This is a genomic window from Agrococcus sediminis, from assembly GCF_007923295.1.
GTDB lineage: Bacteria > Actinomycetota > Actinomycetes > Actinomycetales > Microbacteriaceae > Agrococcus > Agrococcus sediminis.
On sequence record NZ_VOIR01000011.1, the window covers coordinates 322,214 to 335,203 of the forward strand.

Here is a 12,990-nt window from a genome sequence, read left to right on the forward strand (position 1 = left end):
TGGTCGAGGAGCCGCCGCAGGCGGCGTCTCGAGACCACCCGACGCCCGCCCCCTCCGCTGGTCGAGGAGCCGCCGCAGGCGGCGTCTCGAGACCACCCGACGCCCGCCCGGCGGCGAGCCCGGGGCACGAGACCCGAACGGGCCTCTTGCCCCGGGCGCACCGCGCCGTCATGCTCTCCTGACGAGGAGGCGACATGGCAGAGCTCTCCCCGCGGCTCGCCGCGGTGCTGGAGGCGCTGCCCCTGCGCCCCGGGATGCGCGTGCTGGAGGTGGGCTGCGGCCCCGGCGCGCTCGCGCGGGCGATGGCCGAGCGGGTCGGGCCGGACGGCTACGTGCTCGGCGTCGACCGCTCGCCGACGGCCATCCAGGCGGCGGAGCGGGTCTCCTCCCACGGCAGCCTCGACTTCCGCGTCTCGACCGCCGAGCAGTTCCGGCTGAAGGGCCGCGAGCAGCCGTTCGACCTCGTCGTCGCGATCCGCGTGGGCGCGCTCGACGGCCGCCACCCCGAGCTCGAGGCGGCGGCGATGGCGCAGCTCGCGGCGGCGACCGTGCCCGGCGCGGCCCTCTACATCGACCGCGGCGACCCGCTCGAGGCGGTCCCTCTCCACTGACCCCGCGCATCCGCCGTCCGTCGACCGGCTCGGCGCGGGTCGGGCAGGATGATCCGGTCGGACGAGCACGGAGCCGGTCGGGGAACGGGGGAGCGCGGATGGGCGAGCGGATCGCGGTCATCGGGGCGGGCGTCATCGGCCTCTCGATCGCGCACGAGCTCGCGGCGGCGGGCTGTGACGTGACGGTGCTCGCCGACCTCGCGCCGCTCGAGACGACGTCGGCCGTCGCGGGCGCCGTGTGGTTCCCCTACGCGGCCGAGCGATCGGCCGAGGTCGACGCGATGCTCGCGGTCTCGCTGCGCCGCTTCGTCGCGATCGCCGAGCGCCCCGAGGCGGGCGTCGACCTGCGCGAGGGGATCGTCGTCGAGCGCGCCGCGGCGCCCGACCGCTCGTGGACGGCGCTGCTGCCCGCCGTCCCGGCCGACGCCGCCGACCTCCCCGTCGGCACGACGGGCATGCGGACGAGCGCCCCGCTCGCGACCATGTCGCAGTACCTGCCGTGGCTGCAGGCGGAGTGTGAGGCGCTGGGCGTGCGCTTCGAGCACCGGCGGGTGGACGATCCGGATGCGCTCGCGGGCGCCTTCGACGTCGCGGTCGTGGCCGCCGGGGCGCGCGGGGGCGCGCTGCTCGGTGACGACGCGACGGTGGTGCCCATCCGCGGCCAGGTCGTGCGGGTCGAGAACCCGGGCGTCACGACGTTCGTGATCGACGACGAGGATCCGGCCGGGCTCACCTACGTGCTGCCGCGCCGCGACTGCCTCGTGCTCGGCGGCACGCACGAGGCCGGCGCGACCTCGCTCGAGCCCGACCCGGCGATCGAGGCGGGCATCCTCGCGCGGTGCGCCGCATTGGTGCCGGCGGTGGCCGGCATGCCGATCCTGTCGCGCGCGGTGGGGCTGCGGCCCGGGCGCGCACGGCTGCGCATCGAGGAGGTGCCGGGCAGGGCGCTGCGGGTGATCGCCGCCTACGGCCACGGCGGGAGCGGCATGACGCTGTCGTGGGGCACGGCGGCGCGGGTGGCGGCGATGCTGGCGGCCCCGTGACCGAGCCGGCGACCGTCGACGAGCGGCCGCGCGAGGCGGCCGACGTCAGGGTCGCGGGCGGTCGCTAGCGGTCGTCGGAGTGGCGGCCGTGAGCGGGCCCCGCGTCGCCGGGCGACGCGTCGGGCGTCGAGCCGTAGGGCGCGGCGCCGTACGACTGCCCGCCGTAGCTCTGGCCGCCGTACGACTGGCCGCCGTAGGCCGGGCTGCTGTACGGCTGCTGCTCCGCCCGCGGTGCGTCGTACGGCGACGACTGGCCGGACGCGGCGCCCTGCCCGTAGCCGCCGCCCTGCCCGTAGGCGGCAGGCGCCCCGTACCCGCTTGCCGCGTACGGCTGCGCGAGCGACGGCTGCCCGGCGTCCCACGCCTGCGCCGTCGCGCCGCGGTCGAAGCGCGCGCCCAGCGGGTTCGACGGGAAGAAGCACATCACGAGCGGCACGATGCCGAGGCCGACGAGCGACAGCAGCGCGAACGCCCCGTGGAAGCCGGCATCCTGCACGCGCCGCCACATCACCGCGTAGGTGGGCACCGCGAGCGCGAGCGAGACCACGACGAGCAGCGCGAGCCATCCGAACATCGCGCCGAGGGGCGCGAGCAGCGCCTCCTGGTCGGCGCCGACGCCCGCCGCCTCGACCGACACCGCCTGCATCATGAAGCCGATCCAGGCGATCCAGAACGGCACCTGCGACAGGAGCGAGACCAGGAAGGTGAACAGCATCGCCCACCAGAACTCGCTGCGGCTCGCGCGTCCGGAGAAGACGAGGAAGCCCTGGAAGAAGCGCCGGACGGACTGGCCGAAGGACGCGCCCGGCAGCGGCTGGCCGACGGCAGAGGTGCTCACGGGGGACATCATCGCCCATCCGCGGCGCGGCGCGCCGCGCCGCGCGCGGGCGGATCCTGCGACTACGGCGCCAGGCCCGCGCCCAGCACCGCCACCGCGAGCGCGCGGTCGCCGCGCACCTCGACGTCGTCGTCGGCGTCGGCCGCCGCGGCGAGCGGCACCCGACCCCACGCGAGCAGCGCGAGCGAGCGGGCGGGCCCTGCGAGCACCACCTCCGGCGAGCTGGGTGCCGAACCGGTGATCTCGAGCCGCGCATCCGTCTCGGTCGGGGCGAAGACCAGCCGCGCAGCCGGCGCCTCGACCCGGCCGAGCCGCAGCTGCCGAGGGTGCATGACGGTGACGAGCTCGTCGAGGCAGTCGAGCCACGCGCCCGCGTCGACGTCGAGCGGCTCGCCGATCGCTGTGCGCAGATCCCACAGGTGCACGAGCGTCTCGAGCGCCTGCCGCCGGTGCCAGAACCGCACGGTGCCGGTGTGCTCGGCGCGCGGCACGCCGTCGTCGACGAGCGCCCACGCCCGCGCGTCGGGGTCGAGCTCGGCGAGCGCCTCGCGCACCTCGAGCGCGCACGCCGCGTAGAGCTCGGGCAGGTCGAACGGTCCGCGGCCGAGCGGCTCCTCCTGCACGCGGCGCGCCTGGCCCGCCGCCCAGTGGTGCACTCGCGCGAGGTGCACGACGAGCTTCTCGACCGTCCACGGCGCGAGCCACGGGATGGGCGTCGCGGGGTCGGCGCGCCGCAGGGTCTCGAGGAACTGCGCCTGCCAGTCGGCGAGCGCCGCCAGGTGGTCCGGCTGCCGGATGCCGTCGGTCGCCATCGGCGCGTCAGCCCCGGCCGGTGAACGTGGGCGTGCGCTTCTGCTGGAACGCCGCGAAGCCCTCCCGGTAGTCGGCGGTCTCGGCGAGCGCCGCCTGCGCGGCGCTCTCGCCGCCCATCGACTGCCACAGGCCCAGCCGCTCGTCGCGGAGGCCCCGGATGAGCTCCTTCGAGGCGATGAACGCGAGCGTCGGCCCCTGCGCCGCATGCGCGGCCGCGGCACGGGTGGCGGCGAGCACCTCGTCGTCGGGGAACACCTCCGAGAAGAGCCCGGCGGCGACCGCCTCGGCGCCCGTCAGCAGCCGGCCGGAGTAGATGAGGTCGAGCGTGCGGTGCGCGCCGAGCCGCTCGAAGAAGAGCGCGTGGCCGCCGGAGTCGAGCGTGGCGCCGAGCGCGGCGAACGGGCTGCCGAGCTTCGCGGTCTCGGCGACGTAGACCACGTCGGCCGCGATGAGCAGCCCGAGCCCCACGCCCAGGCAGGCGCCGTGGGCGACGGCGAAGGTGGGCGCCGGGAACGCGGCGAGCTGCTGCAGCAGCGGCTGCACGCGGTCCTGCAGGAACCCGATCGTGTCGTCGGTGCGCGGATCGACCTGCGAGATGTCCCGGCCGGCGCAGAACGCCTTCCCCTCCCCGCGCAGCACGAGCGCGCGCACACCCGCCCGCTCGGCCCCGGTCAGCGCATCCGACATCGCCTGCAGGGCGGATGCGTCGACGGCGTTGCGCCGCTCGGGCGCGTTCAGCACGATCTCCGCGATGCCGTCGGCGAGCTGCAGCTCGATCATGGGGCTCCCTCCGTCGGGCGCGGAGCCGGGGCGCCGGCGTCGTCGCGCGTCGAGACCATCATGGCCGAGCGCGGGCGGCACGGCCGGGCACGGCGGGCAGTTCTCCCCATCGCCGACGGGGCGCGTCGCCGTCTAGCGTGGAGCCGTTCGGTCGACCGGGGGGTGATGCAGCGTGGCGATGAACCTGCCGGGCGAGCTCGTCTGGGTGCTCGACATGCTCGGCTACGACTGGCCGCCGCTCGACGAGGACGAGATGCGGCGCGCGGCGAGCATCATGCGCCAGTTCAAGGACGACGTCGAGGGCACCGTCGAGGTGGCCGAGACGCGCGTCAAGACCGGCGTGGCGACAGCGCTCACCGGTCAGGCGTCGACGTCGTTCGCGAACGCGTGGGACACCGACCGGGCGACGAACATCCAGCAGCTCGTCGACGCGCTCGACCCGGTCGCGGGCGGCATCGAGGTGGGCGCCGACGCCGTCGTCGCGCTCAAGGTGAAGGTCATCGCCGAGCTCGTCATCACCGCCGCGCAGATCGCCGCCGCGGCGGCCAGCGCGATCATCACGCTCGGCGCCTCCGCCGCCGCGAGCGCAGCGATCATCGCGCTGCGCAAGAAGGCGCTCGACGTGCTCACGAACATCGCCGTCGACCAGCTCGCGCAGCAGCTGCTGCCGCTGATCATCGAGCCGCTGCAGGGACCGATGATGGACGGCATCACCGCCATGCTCGAGGCCGAGCTCGTCGAGGGCGCGATCGGCGACGTCTCCGAGTTCCAGGCCGACCTCGACGCGCTCGACCAGGCCGCCGGCGACCTCGAGTCGAACGCCGCCGACCAGGAGCGGCTCGCCGACGACTTCATCGTGCAGCTGTCCTCCTGCCAGATCTTCACGGGGTGATGCGGGATGTCGACCATCAAGATCGTCATCAAGGAGGCGCTCGACGTCATCGAGGAGCTCGTGCCGGAGGCGGCCCGCGCGGTCGCGAAGAAGTCGACGAGGCTCAGCGCGAAGACCCGGCAGATCCGCCAGCAGATCGAGGCGAAGGACGTCGAGCTCTCGCGCTCCCAGCGCACGCCCGACCGGGCGCCCGACCACGACGCGCCCGAGCGCACGACCCCGAGCGCCCCGGGCCTCCGCGATCCCGACGCCGCACGGGATCCGGATGCGCCGCCGTCGACCTGGCCGGACGCCGACACCGAGGCGGCGAACGCCGCGACCGCGGCCGCCCGGCAGGCGGCGGTGGAGGCCGGCGACCTCACCGCGCCCGACTTCGGCGAGCTCACGACCACGTTCCACGGTCCCCGCCCGCCCGACATGGAGGCCCCGCACGGCCACCACATCGTCTTCAAGAAGGGCGTGGGTGCGCGCCAGCAGGCGCTCATCGCGCAGGCGAAGGAGATCCTCGAGCGCAACGGCGTCGACTGGTACACCGGGCCGCACAACCTCACGTGGGCGCCGAACGTGGCCGGGCAGCACAACATCGCGAACGTGCGCGAGGTGCTGCAGCGCCTGCAGGCCGCCGACGGCGCGGGCCGCGAGGCGGTCATCGACGCGCTCCGCGGCGCCGGGCGCGACGTCTTCGGCGGCCGCCCGTGACCGGGATGCGCTCGGCGGCCGTCGGTAGGGTGACGCCATGACCGAAGACCTCGCCGCCTGGCAGGCGGAGCTCGCCGACCGGATCCAGCCGATGCTCGAGGCGGCCATGCTCGCCGCCGCCGGGTCGCGGCCCGACGGCGAGATCGCGGGCATCGGCATCTCGACCGATGCGGACGCGACCTCGGTCGTCGCGTTCGCCAACTCCCGGCAGAACCTCGACGCGATGGTCGCCGACGAGCCCGAGTTCGCCCTCGACTCGAAGTGGCACATCGGCGAGTGGGACCTCGACGTGACCGGCAGCGGCGCGCCCGATCCGCTCGAGCCCCTGCGGGCCGAGCTCGTGCAGGCGAAGCCGAGCGCAGACGGGTCGACGGGGACCGCCGGGTTCGCGGTGCCGGGCATGCAGGAGTTCCGGCACGCGGTGTGGGGCGCGATCGCCGCCGCGATGGCGGCGTCGGCGGCCGAGGGATTCTTCGACCGCTGGCCGACCGCCGCGCACGTCTTCATGCCGCTCGACGCCGACGTCGACGAGCAGCAGCTCGCCGACTGGAGCGCGCCGCTCAACGACGCCGAGGGCGTCGCCGAGCTGCGCGCGTTCCTGCAGCTCGACTGAGCGCGCGCGGGCGCGCCCGGCGCCTCACACGTCGTAGTCGACGACCACCTTCGCCGTGTCGCCCTTGGGGTGCGACTGGCACGTGAGCACGTAGCCGCGCTCGAGCTCGTCGGGCTCGAGGGCGTAGTTCTCGGTCATCTGCACGCTGCCGGAGACGACCTTCGCGCGGCACGTGCCGCAGACGCCGCCGGCGCACGCGAACGGCACGTCGGGCCGCACCCGCAGTGCCGCGTTGAGGATCGACTCGCGCGCCGCGACCGGGCTCTGCACCTGCGACGACTGCCCGTCGAGCGTGAAGTCGAGCGTCCAGGTCTCCTCGCCCGCCTCCAGCTGCACGGGCCGTCCGCGGTCGCCGCCCGCCGCATCCGGCTTGCCCGTCGTGAAGAGCTCGAAGCGCACGTGGGCCTCGTCGACGCCCTTCGCCGCGAGCACGTCGCGGCACAGCTGCACGAGCTCGAACGGGCCGCACAGGAACCACTCGTCGACGCTCTCGGGGCGGATGAGCTCCGACAGGATGCGCTCGAGGCGCTCCTCGTCGATGCGGCCCGACATGAGCGGCGCCGCCCGCTGCTCGCGCGAGAGCACGTGGTGCAGGGCGAGCCGGGCCGGGTAGCGGTCCTTGAGGTCGGCGAGCTCCTCGATGAACATCACGTCGAGGGTCGAGCGGTTGGAGAACACGAGCGAGAAGGTCGAGGTCTCGGAGCGCGAGAGCACTTCGTGCGCGAGCGCCATCATCGGCGTGATGCCGCTGCCGGCCGCGATGCCGACGACGTGCGCGCCGTCGACCTGCTCGAGCGCCGATGTGAAGGTGCCCTGCGGCACCATGACGTCGATGCGGGCGCCCGGCTGCAGCTCGCTGTTGGCCCAGGTTGAGAAGCGGCCGCCGAGGTCGCGCTTGATCGCGACCGAGATGGATCCTGGGGTCGGTGGGCGGCAGATGGAGTACGAGCGCCGCACCTCCTGCCCGTCGATCGTGGCGCGGAGCGCCAGGTGCTGGCCGGCCACGTAGCCGAAGTCGTCGTGCAGCTCGCCCGGCACCGCGAAGGTGACCTCGACGGCGTCGGCGGTGAGCGGGCGCACGTCGGCGACCTCGAGCTCGTGGAAGCGTGCGCGGCGCCGCGAGGTGCTGCTGCCGAGGTTGATCGCGGCCATCTCAGTGCACCTTGAAGTGGTCGAAGGGCTCGAGGCACGCGAGGCACTCGAAGTGGCTCTTGCAGGCGGTCGAGCCGAAGCGCGACACCTCCCGCGTGCGGAGCGACCCGCAGCGCGGGCACTTGACGCCGAGCGACAGGGGGATCGGGCCGCTGCGCTCGCCCGCGCGGTGCGTGGGCGGGGCGATGCCGTACTCCTCGAGCTTCGCCTTGCCGGCGTCGCTCATCCAGTCGGTCGTCCAGGCGGGGCTGAGCGTGAAGTCGACGCGCACGTGGCGGAAGCCCTCCGCCGTGAGCGCGAGCAGCACGTCGTCGCGCATCTGGTCGATCGCGGGACAGCCCGAGTAGGTCGGCGTGAGCGTGACGACCACGGTCTCGCCGTCGAGCCGCACGTCGCGCAGCACGCCGAGATCCTCGATCGTCAGCACGGGCACCTCGGGGTCGACGACGGCGGCGGCGACGCGGCGGGCGCGCTCCATCCGCTGGTCGAGTAGCCGGTCGGAGACCTGCGCATCGGGACCACTGGCGTGCGGCGTCTCGATACGGCCCTGCGGGCCTACTCGACGAGCGGGGGTTGCCTGCGGGCCCACTCGACGAGCGGGGGAAGCGGCGGCGGGGGCGGCCATCACCACGTCGCCCCCGGGTGCCGGCGGGCCAGCACCTGCATCTCGGCGAGCATCGGGCCGAGGTGCGTCGAGTGGTTCCCGTGCCTGCCGCCGCCCGACGACTGCCCGATGCGCGGGTGCACGAAGTCGGACTCGACGATCCCGGCCTCGGCGAGCACCGCATCCCACACCTCGTCGAAGCCTGCCCGCAGGCTCGACGGCCGCGGCGCGACGCCCTCGAGGCGGTCGTGCAGCGCGTCGTCGCGGAAGAGCTCGTCGGTGTACGGCCACAGGTCGGCGAGCGCGACGAGCATGCGCCGGCGCGACTCGTCGGTGCCGCCCGCGAGCCGCAGCGTCCACTGCACGGCGTGGTCGCGGTGGTAGGCGACCTCCTTCACGGCCTTCGCCGCGATGGCCGCCAGCGTCGCATCCGTCGACTGCGACAGCGCCGTGTAGAGCTCCTGCATCCAGGTCGCGGCGATCAGGCCGCGCGCGATCGTGTGCGCGAAGTCGCCGTTCGGCTGCTCGAACAGCCACGCGCAGCGGAACTCGTGCTCGTCGCGCCAGTAGGCGAGGTCGTCCTCGGAGCGGCCGGATGCGGTGCCGGCGTAGTGCAGGAGGCTGCGGGCGTGCCCGAGCAGGTCGAGCGCGATGTTGCCGAGCGCCATGTCCTCCTCGAGCTCGGGGGCGCGCGAGATCCACCAGCCGAGGCGCTGCGAGAGGATGAGCGCGTCGTCGCCGAGCCGCAGCGCGTACGCCGCGACGTCGTCGCTCGCCGTCGCCGACGCATCCGCCCCCGTCAGCTCTGCCGAGAGCGCGAGCTCGTCGACCGAGACGTCGCCGTGCACGTCGGCGGCCTCGGCCTCGTAGGCGGCCGCTACGGCGGCGGCGTCCCTGGGCTTGATGTCGCTCACAGGTGCGGCACCTCCGCGCTCTTCTCGTAGTACTTCGCGTGGCGGTAGTTCTTGCCCGCGGGGCTCTCGAAGAAGGCGCCCTTCTGGTCGGGGTCGCTCGTGGTGATGGCGCTCGAGCGCACCACCCACACCGAGACGCCCTCGTTGCGGCGGGTGTAGAGGTCGCGCGCGTTGCGCAGCGCCATGTCGTCGTCGGGCGCGTGCAGCGAGCCGACGTGCACGTGGCTCAGGCCGCGGTTGGCGCGCACGAAGACCTCGTACAGCGGCCAGCCCTCGCCGGCGACGTCTCCGGGTGTCGACATCCTCGTCTCCTCGTTCTGCTCGGTCGGACTTCCCTGAAGTCCGGGTCCTGGTCGTCGAGACCCGGGGTTCGGGGAAGCTCGACGTCGTGTCGGTGGGGTCAGGCGGCGACGCGCTCGCGGGCGGCCTGCTTCTCGGCGTAGGCCGCGGCGGCCTCGCGCACCCACGCGCCCTCCTCGTGGGCGTCGCGGCGGTGCTGGATGCGCTGGGCGTTGGCGGGGCCGCGGCCGGCGAGCACCTCGTTGAACTCGGTCCAGTCGATCTCGGACATGTCCCAGGCCTGGCGCTCCTCGTTCCAGCGCAGGTTCGGGTCGGGCAGCGTGAGCCCGAGCACCTCCGCCTGCGGCACGAGCATGCCGACGAAGCGCTGGCGCAGCTCGTCGTTCGAGAAGCGCTTGATCTTCCACGCCATCGACTGCGCCGAGTTGGGCGACTCGTCGTCGGGCGGGCCGAACATCATGAGCGCGGGCCAGTACCAGCGGTCGACCGACTCCTGCGCCATCGCGTGCTGCTCGGGGGTGCCCTGGCTCAGCTCGAGCAGGATCTCGAAGCCCTGCCGCTGGTGGAACGACTCCTCCTTGCAGATGCGCACCATCGCGCGGCCGTAGGGGCCGTAGGAGGCGCGGCACAGCGGCACCTGGTTGCAGATCGCGGCGCCGTCGACGAGCCAGCCGATCGCGCCCATGTCGGCCCACGTGGGCGTCGGGTAGTTGAAGATCGACGAGTAGCGGGCGCGCGAGGTGATGAGCTGCTCGGTCATCTCGTCGCGGCTGATGCCGAGCGTCTGCGCGGCCGAGTAGAGGTAGAGCCCGTGGCCGGCCTCGTCCTGCACCTTGGCCATGAGGATGGCCTTGCGCTTCAGGCTCGGCGCGCGCGAGATCCAGTTGCCCTCGGGCTGCATGCCGATGATCTCGGAGTGCGCGTGCTGCGAGATCTGCCGGATGAGCGTCTTCCGGTAGGCGTCGGGCATCCAGTCGCGCGGCTCGATGCGCTGGTCTGCCTCGATCAGCGCGTCGAAGCGCGCCTGCAGCTCGGCCTCCTGCTCCGCGTCGATGCGGGCGGATGCGTCGGGTGCGGTGAGCGTCATCGTCGACTCCGTCTCCATCACGGTCCGGAATTAGTGACCGAACGTTCAGTAAGTATAGACTGGCCGCATGCGGGCCTGCAACGGGGCCCGGAGAGCGGACGCAACGGAGCGCGCATGGCACTGCAGACGACCCGGGACGACACGTGGCTCGCCACGGTCATGGCCGAAACCGACCGCGCCAAGGAGGCGTTCGGGATCGAGATCGCCGAGCTCGCGCGCGGCCGCGCCGTGCTCACCATGCCGGTCACCGACCGCATGGTGAACGGCTTCGGCATCACGCACGGCGGCCTGGTCTTCACGCTCGCCGACACCGCCTTCGCCTACGCGTGCAACGAGGACGCCACCGTCACGGTCGCATCCGGCGCCGACATCACCTTCGCCAAGGCCACCCACGCCGGGCAGACGCTCACGGCCACCGCCGAGCGGCGCTGGCGATCGGGCCGCAACGGGCTCTACGACGTCACGATCGTCGACGAGACCGGCGAGACGGTCGCGGAGTTCCGCGGCCGCTCCTTCTCCACCAACCGCACCGCCCCCGCCGCGCCCGAGGGCGCCGGCGGCCCCGCCTGACCCACCCCATCCCCCGTCGGTCGAGCAGCCGCCGCAGGCGGCGTGTCGAGACCACGACCGATCGCCATCTCGACACGGCCCTTCCGCCTCCTCGATGACCGCAGAGACAGGAGCAACGATGCTCGACCAGCCCACCGCATCCGCCGACCTCCGCGACGCCGGCGAGCGCCTCACGCTCGACGAGCTGCGCGCGCTGCAGCTCGAGCGGCTGCAGCAGACCGTGCGCCACGCCTACGCGAACGTGCCGACGTACACGCGGAAGCTCGATGAGGCGGGCGTGCACCCCGACGACATCCGCGCGCTCGACGACCTGCAGCGGCTGCCGTTCACGAGCAAGGAGGACCTCCGCGCCTCCTACCCGTTCGGCATGTTCGCGGTGCCGATGGAGCAGGTGGCGCGCATCCACGCCTCATCCGGCACGACCGGCCGGCCGACGGTCGTCGGCTACACGAAGGACGACCTCGACGTGTGGGCCGACGTGGTCGCGCGCTCGCTGCGCGCCGCCGGCGTGCGGCCCGGCATGAAGGTGCACAACGCCTACGGCTACGGCCTCTTCACCGGCGGCCAGGGCGCCCACGCCGGCATCGAGCGGCTCGGCGCGACCGTCATCCCCGTCTCGGGCGGTCAGACGGCGCGGCAGGTGCAGCTCATCCGCGACTTCGAGCCCGACGCGATCATGTGCACGCCCTCGTACCTGCTGACGATCGCGGATGCGTTCGAGGAGGCCGGGCTCGACCCGCGCGAGACGTCGCTCAAGGTGGCGATCTGCGGCGCCGAGCCGTGGACGAACGAGATGCGGGCCGAGCTCGAGCGGCGGACGGGCCTCGACGCGGTCGACATCTACGGGCTGTCGGAGGTCATGGGGCCGGGCGTCGGGAGCGAGTTCGCGTCGACGAAGGACGGCCCGACCATCTGGGAGGACCACTTCCTGCCCGAGGTGATCGACGGCGAGACCGGCGAGCAGCTGCCCGACGGCGAGATGGGCGAGCTCGTCTTCACGTCGCTCACGAAGCAGGCGTTCCCTGTGATCCGCTACCGCACCCGCGACCTCACCCGGCTGCTGCCGGGCTCGGCGCAGTCGACGATGCGCCGCATCGAGAAGATCACCGGCCGCAACGACGACATGCTCATCGTGCGCGGCGTCAACATCTTCCCGACGCAGATCGAGGAGATCGTGCTCGAGATCGAGCACCTCACGCCGCACTTCATCCTCGAGCTCGTCAAGCGCGGGCGGATGGACGGGCTGGTCGTGAAGATCGAGAGCACGCCGGGCGTGAAGCCGGTCGTGTCGACGGCCGCGGCGGAGATCCTGAAGCTGCGCGTCAAGGAGCGCATCGGCACGACGGTCGACGTGGAGATCGTGCCGACGGGCTCGCTGCCGCGCTCGGAGGGCAAGTACAAGCGTGTCTACGATCTCCGCTGACCGGCCAGCGGCCGAGCGCCGCTGAGATGATGTCCCGATGACCACCGCCACCGAGCCCGCCCGCCGCGGCCGCCCCGGCTACGATCGCGACTCGATGCTCGAGGTCGTCGTCGAGGCGTTCAACGAGCGCGGCTACGACGCGACCTCGCTCGGGGTGCTCGCCGAGCGGCTCGGCCTGTCGAAGTCGGCGATCTACCACCACTTCGCCTCGAAGGAGCAGATGCTCGAGGTCGCCCTCGGCAAGGCGCTCGACGCGCTCGAGGCCGTCTTCGACGCACCGGAGGCGACGAGCGGACCGGTCGTCGACCGCATCCGCCACGTCATCCGCGGCGCGGTGCTCGTGCTGTGCGAGCACCGGGCGTTCGTCACGCTGCTGCTGCGGCTGCGCGGCAACACCCCGATCGAGCTCGAGGCGCTGCGGCGTCGGCGCGAGATCGACCGCAAGCTGCGCGCCATGTTCGAGCAGTCGCGAGCCGAGGGCACGCTGCGGCCCGACATCGACCCGCGCGTGGCCGAGCGGCTCACCTTCGGCATGGTCAACTCGATCGTCGAGTGGTACCGCCCCGACGGCCCGATCACGCCGCAGCAGCTCGCCGACTCGGTCCTCGAGCTCGTGCGCACGGGCCTGCGCGAGCCGTCCTCGCTGTAGCC

The 12,990-nt window shown here is 73.4% G+C and carries 16 protein-coding genes; 8 read left to right on the forward strand and 8 right to left on the reverse strand.

Annotated features, from left to right (window positions below; all coding sequences use genetic code 11):
- Positions 1 to 194: 194 nt before the first annotated feature.
- Positions 195 to 611, forward strand: coding sequence for a methyltransferase domain-containing protein (locus FQ330_RS02000; RefSeq protein ID WP_146354771.1), 417 nt, complete (start codon positions 195 to 197; stop codon positions 609 to 611).
- A gap of 98 nt (positions 612 to 709) precedes the next feature.
- Positions 710 to 1,654, forward strand: a complete 945-nt coding sequence (locus tag FQ330_RS02005) for an FAD-dependent oxidoreductase (protein ID WP_146354773.1) — start codon at positions 710 to 712, stop codon at positions 1,652 to 1,654.
- 64 nt (positions 1,655 to 1,718) lie between these two features.
- Here FQ330_RS02005 and FQ330_RS02010 read toward each other — a convergent pair whose 3' ends face one another.
- The 3 genes from FQ330_RS02010 to FQ330_RS02020 form a co-directional block, all read right to left on the reverse strand.
- Positions 1,719 to 2,492: a DUF805 domain-containing protein gene (locus tag FQ330_RS02010; RefSeq protein WP_192575808.1), complete on the reverse strand. Its 774-nt coding sequence runs from the start codon at positions 2,490 to 2,492 to the stop codon at positions 1,719 to 1,721.
- 62 nt (positions 2,493 to 2,554) lie between these two features.
- Positions 2,555 to 3,304: a maleylpyruvate isomerase family mycothiol-dependent enzyme gene (locus FQ330_RS02015; protein WP_146354777.1), complete on the reverse strand. Its 750-nt coding sequence runs from the start codon at positions 3,302 to 3,304 to the stop codon at positions 2,555 to 2,557.
- Between the two features lie 7 nt (positions 3,305 to 3,311).
- A complete protein-coding gene (locus FQ330_RS02020; RefSeq protein ID WP_146354779.1) occupies positions 3,312 to 4,085 on the reverse strand; it encodes an enoyl-CoA hydratase/isomerase family protein in 774 nt (257 codons plus the stop codon).
- A gap of 178 nt (positions 4,086 to 4,263) precedes the next feature.
- On the opposite strand from FQ330_RS02020, the gene FQ330_RS02025 reads away from it, so the two are divergent.
- Genes FQ330_RS02025 through FQ330_RS02035 form a run of 3 tightly spaced genes read left to right on the forward strand, consistent with a single transcriptional unit; the run spans position 4,264 to position 6,289 of the window.
- Positions 4,264 to 4,977, forward strand: a complete 714-nt coding sequence (locus tag FQ330_RS02025; RefSeq protein ID WP_449683233.1) for a WXG100-like domain-containing protein — start codon at positions 4,264 to 4,266, stop codon at positions 4,975 to 4,977.
- Positions 4,978 to 4,983: 6 nt separating this feature from the next.
- A complete protein-coding gene (locus FQ330_RS02030; protein WP_146354781.1) occupies positions 4,984 to 5,676 on the forward strand; it encodes an AHH domain-containing protein in 693 nt (230 codons plus the stop codon).
- 37 nt (positions 5,677 to 5,713) lie between these two features.
- The gene (locus tag FQ330_RS02035) at positions 5,714 to 6,289 is read left to right on the forward strand and encodes a DUF4303 domain-containing protein (RefSeq protein ID WP_146354783.1); all 576 of its coding nucleotides are present in this window, start codon (positions 5,714 to 5,716) and stop codon (positions 6,287 to 6,289) included.
- A 24-nt stretch (positions 6,290 to 6,313) separates the two neighbouring features.
- Here the strand turns inward: FQ330_RS02035 and paaE are convergent, their stop codons facing one another.
- The 5 genes from paaE to paaA all read right to left on the reverse strand — a co-directional run bounded on the left by paaE (position 6,314) and on the right by paaA (position 10,346).
- Positions 6,314 to 7,441 carry a 1,2-phenylacetyl-CoA epoxidase subunit PaaE gene (paaE, locus tag FQ330_RS02040; RefSeq protein ID WP_146354785.1) on the reverse strand — a complete coding sequence of 376 codons (1,128 nt, stop codon included), beginning with the start codon at positions 7,439 to 7,441 and terminating at the stop codon, positions 6,314 to 6,316.
- A gap of 1 nt (position 7,442) precedes the next feature.
- Positions 7,443 to 7,919 carry a 1,2-phenylacetyl-CoA epoxidase subunit PaaD gene (gene paaD / locus FQ330_RS02045; protein WP_146354787.1) on the reverse strand — a complete coding sequence of 159 codons (477 nt, stop codon included), beginning with the start codon at positions 7,917 to 7,919 and terminating at the stop codon, positions 7,443 to 7,445.
- 146 nt (positions 7,920 to 8,065) lie between these two features.
- The gene (gene paaC / locus FQ330_RS02050) at positions 8,066 to 8,950 is read right to left on the reverse strand and encodes a 1,2-phenylacetyl-CoA epoxidase subunit PaaC (RefSeq protein WP_146355331.1); all 885 of its coding nucleotides are present in this window, start codon (positions 8,948 to 8,950) and stop codon (positions 8,066 to 8,068) included.
- Positions 8,951 to 8,955: 5 nt separating this feature from the next.
- Positions 8,956 to 9,261 (reverse strand): 1,2-phenylacetyl-CoA epoxidase subunit PaaB, encoded by a 306-nt coding sequence (paaB, locus tag FQ330_RS02055; protein WP_123696538.1) that lies wholly within the window; start codon positions 9,259 to 9,261, stop codon positions 8,956 to 8,958.
- A gap of 98 nt (positions 9,262 to 9,359) precedes the next feature.
- The gene (paaA, locus tag FQ330_RS02060; RefSeq protein WP_146354790.1) at positions 9,360 to 10,346 is read right to left on the reverse strand and encodes a 1,2-phenylacetyl-CoA epoxidase subunit PaaA; all 987 of its coding nucleotides are present in this window, start codon (positions 10,344 to 10,346) and stop codon (positions 9,360 to 9,362) included.
- A gap of 114 nt (positions 10,347 to 10,460) precedes the next feature.
- Between paaA and paaI the strand changes: the two genes are divergently transcribed.
- From paaI to FQ330_RS02075, 3 genes are all read left to right on the forward strand, one after another.
- The gene (paaI, locus tag FQ330_RS02065; protein ID WP_225792641.1) at positions 10,461 to 10,916 is read left to right on the forward strand and encodes a hydroxyphenylacetyl-CoA thioesterase PaaI; all 456 of its coding nucleotides are present in this window, start codon (positions 10,461 to 10,463) and stop codon (positions 10,914 to 10,916) included.
- 118 nt (positions 10,917 to 11,034) lie between these two features.
- A complete protein-coding gene (gene paaK, locus FQ330_RS02070; protein ID WP_225792642.1) occupies positions 11,035 to 12,339 on the forward strand; it encodes a phenylacetate--CoA ligase PaaK in 1,305 nt (434 codons plus the stop codon).
- A gap of 37 nt (positions 12,340 to 12,376) precedes the next feature.
- Complete coding sequence (locus FQ330_RS02075; RefSeq protein ID WP_128188965.1) at positions 12,377 to 12,988, forward strand: TetR/AcrR family transcriptional regulator; 612 nt, start codon at positions 12,377 to 12,379, stop codon at positions 12,986 to 12,988.
- Positions 12,989 to 12,990 lie beyond the last annotated feature (2 nt).

Bases quoted from the DNA above. Each gene is read 5' to 3' on its own strand.
- FQ330_RS02020 (WP_146354779.1), bottom strand. From the start codon at position 4,085: ATGATCGAGCTGCAGCTCGCCGACGGCATCGCGGAGATCGTGCTGAAC.
- paaD (WP_146354787.1), bottom strand. From the start codon at position 7,919: ATGGAGCGCGCCCGCCGCGTCGCCGCCGCCGTCGTCGACCCCGAGGTG.
- FQ330_RS02000 (WP_146354771.1), top strand. From the start codon at position 195: ATGGCAGAGCTCTCCCCGCGGCTCGCCGCGGTGCTGGAGGCGCTGCCC.
- paaE (WP_146354785.1), bottom strand. From the start codon at position 7,441: ATGGCCGCGATCAACCTCGGCAGCAGCACCTCGCGGCGCCGCGCACGC.
- paaA (WP_146354790.1), bottom strand. From the start codon at position 10,346: ATGACGCTCACCGCACCCGACGCATCCGCCCGCATCGACGCGGAGCAG.
- paaB (WP_123696538.1), bottom strand. From the start codon at position 9,261: ATGTCGACACCCGGAGACGTCGCCGGCGAGGGCTGGCCGCTGTACGAG.
- FQ330_RS02015 (WP_146354777.1), bottom strand. From the start codon at position 3,304: ATGGCGACCGACGGCATCCGGCAGCCGGACCACCTGGCGGCGCTCGCC.
- FQ330_RS02005 (WP_146354773.1), top strand. From the start codon at position 710: ATGGGCGAGCGGATCGCGGTCATCGGGGCGGGCGTCATCGGCCTCTCG.
- FQ330_RS02030 (WP_146354781.1), top strand. From the start codon at position 4,984: ATGTCGACCATCAAGATCGTCATCAAGGAGGCGCTCGACGTCATCGAG.
- FQ330_RS02035 (WP_146354783.1), top strand. From the start codon at position 5,714: ATGACCGAAGACCTCGCCGCCTGGCAGGCGGAGCTCGCCGACCGGATC.
- FQ330_RS02025 (WP_449683233.1), top strand. From the start codon at position 4,264: ATGAACCTGCCGGGCGAGCTCGTCTGGGTGCTCGACATGCTCGGCTAC.
- FQ330_RS02075 (WP_128188965.1), top strand. From the start codon at position 12,377: ATGACCACCGCCACCGAGCCCGCCCGCCGCGGCCGCCCCGGCTACGAT.
- paaI (WP_225792641.1), top strand. From the start codon at position 10,461: ATGGCACTGCAGACGACCCGGGACGACACGTGGCTCGCCACGGTCATG.
- paaK (WP_225792642.1), top strand. From the start codon at position 11,035: ATGCTCGACCAGCCCACCGCATCCGCCGACCTCCGCGACGCCGGCGAG.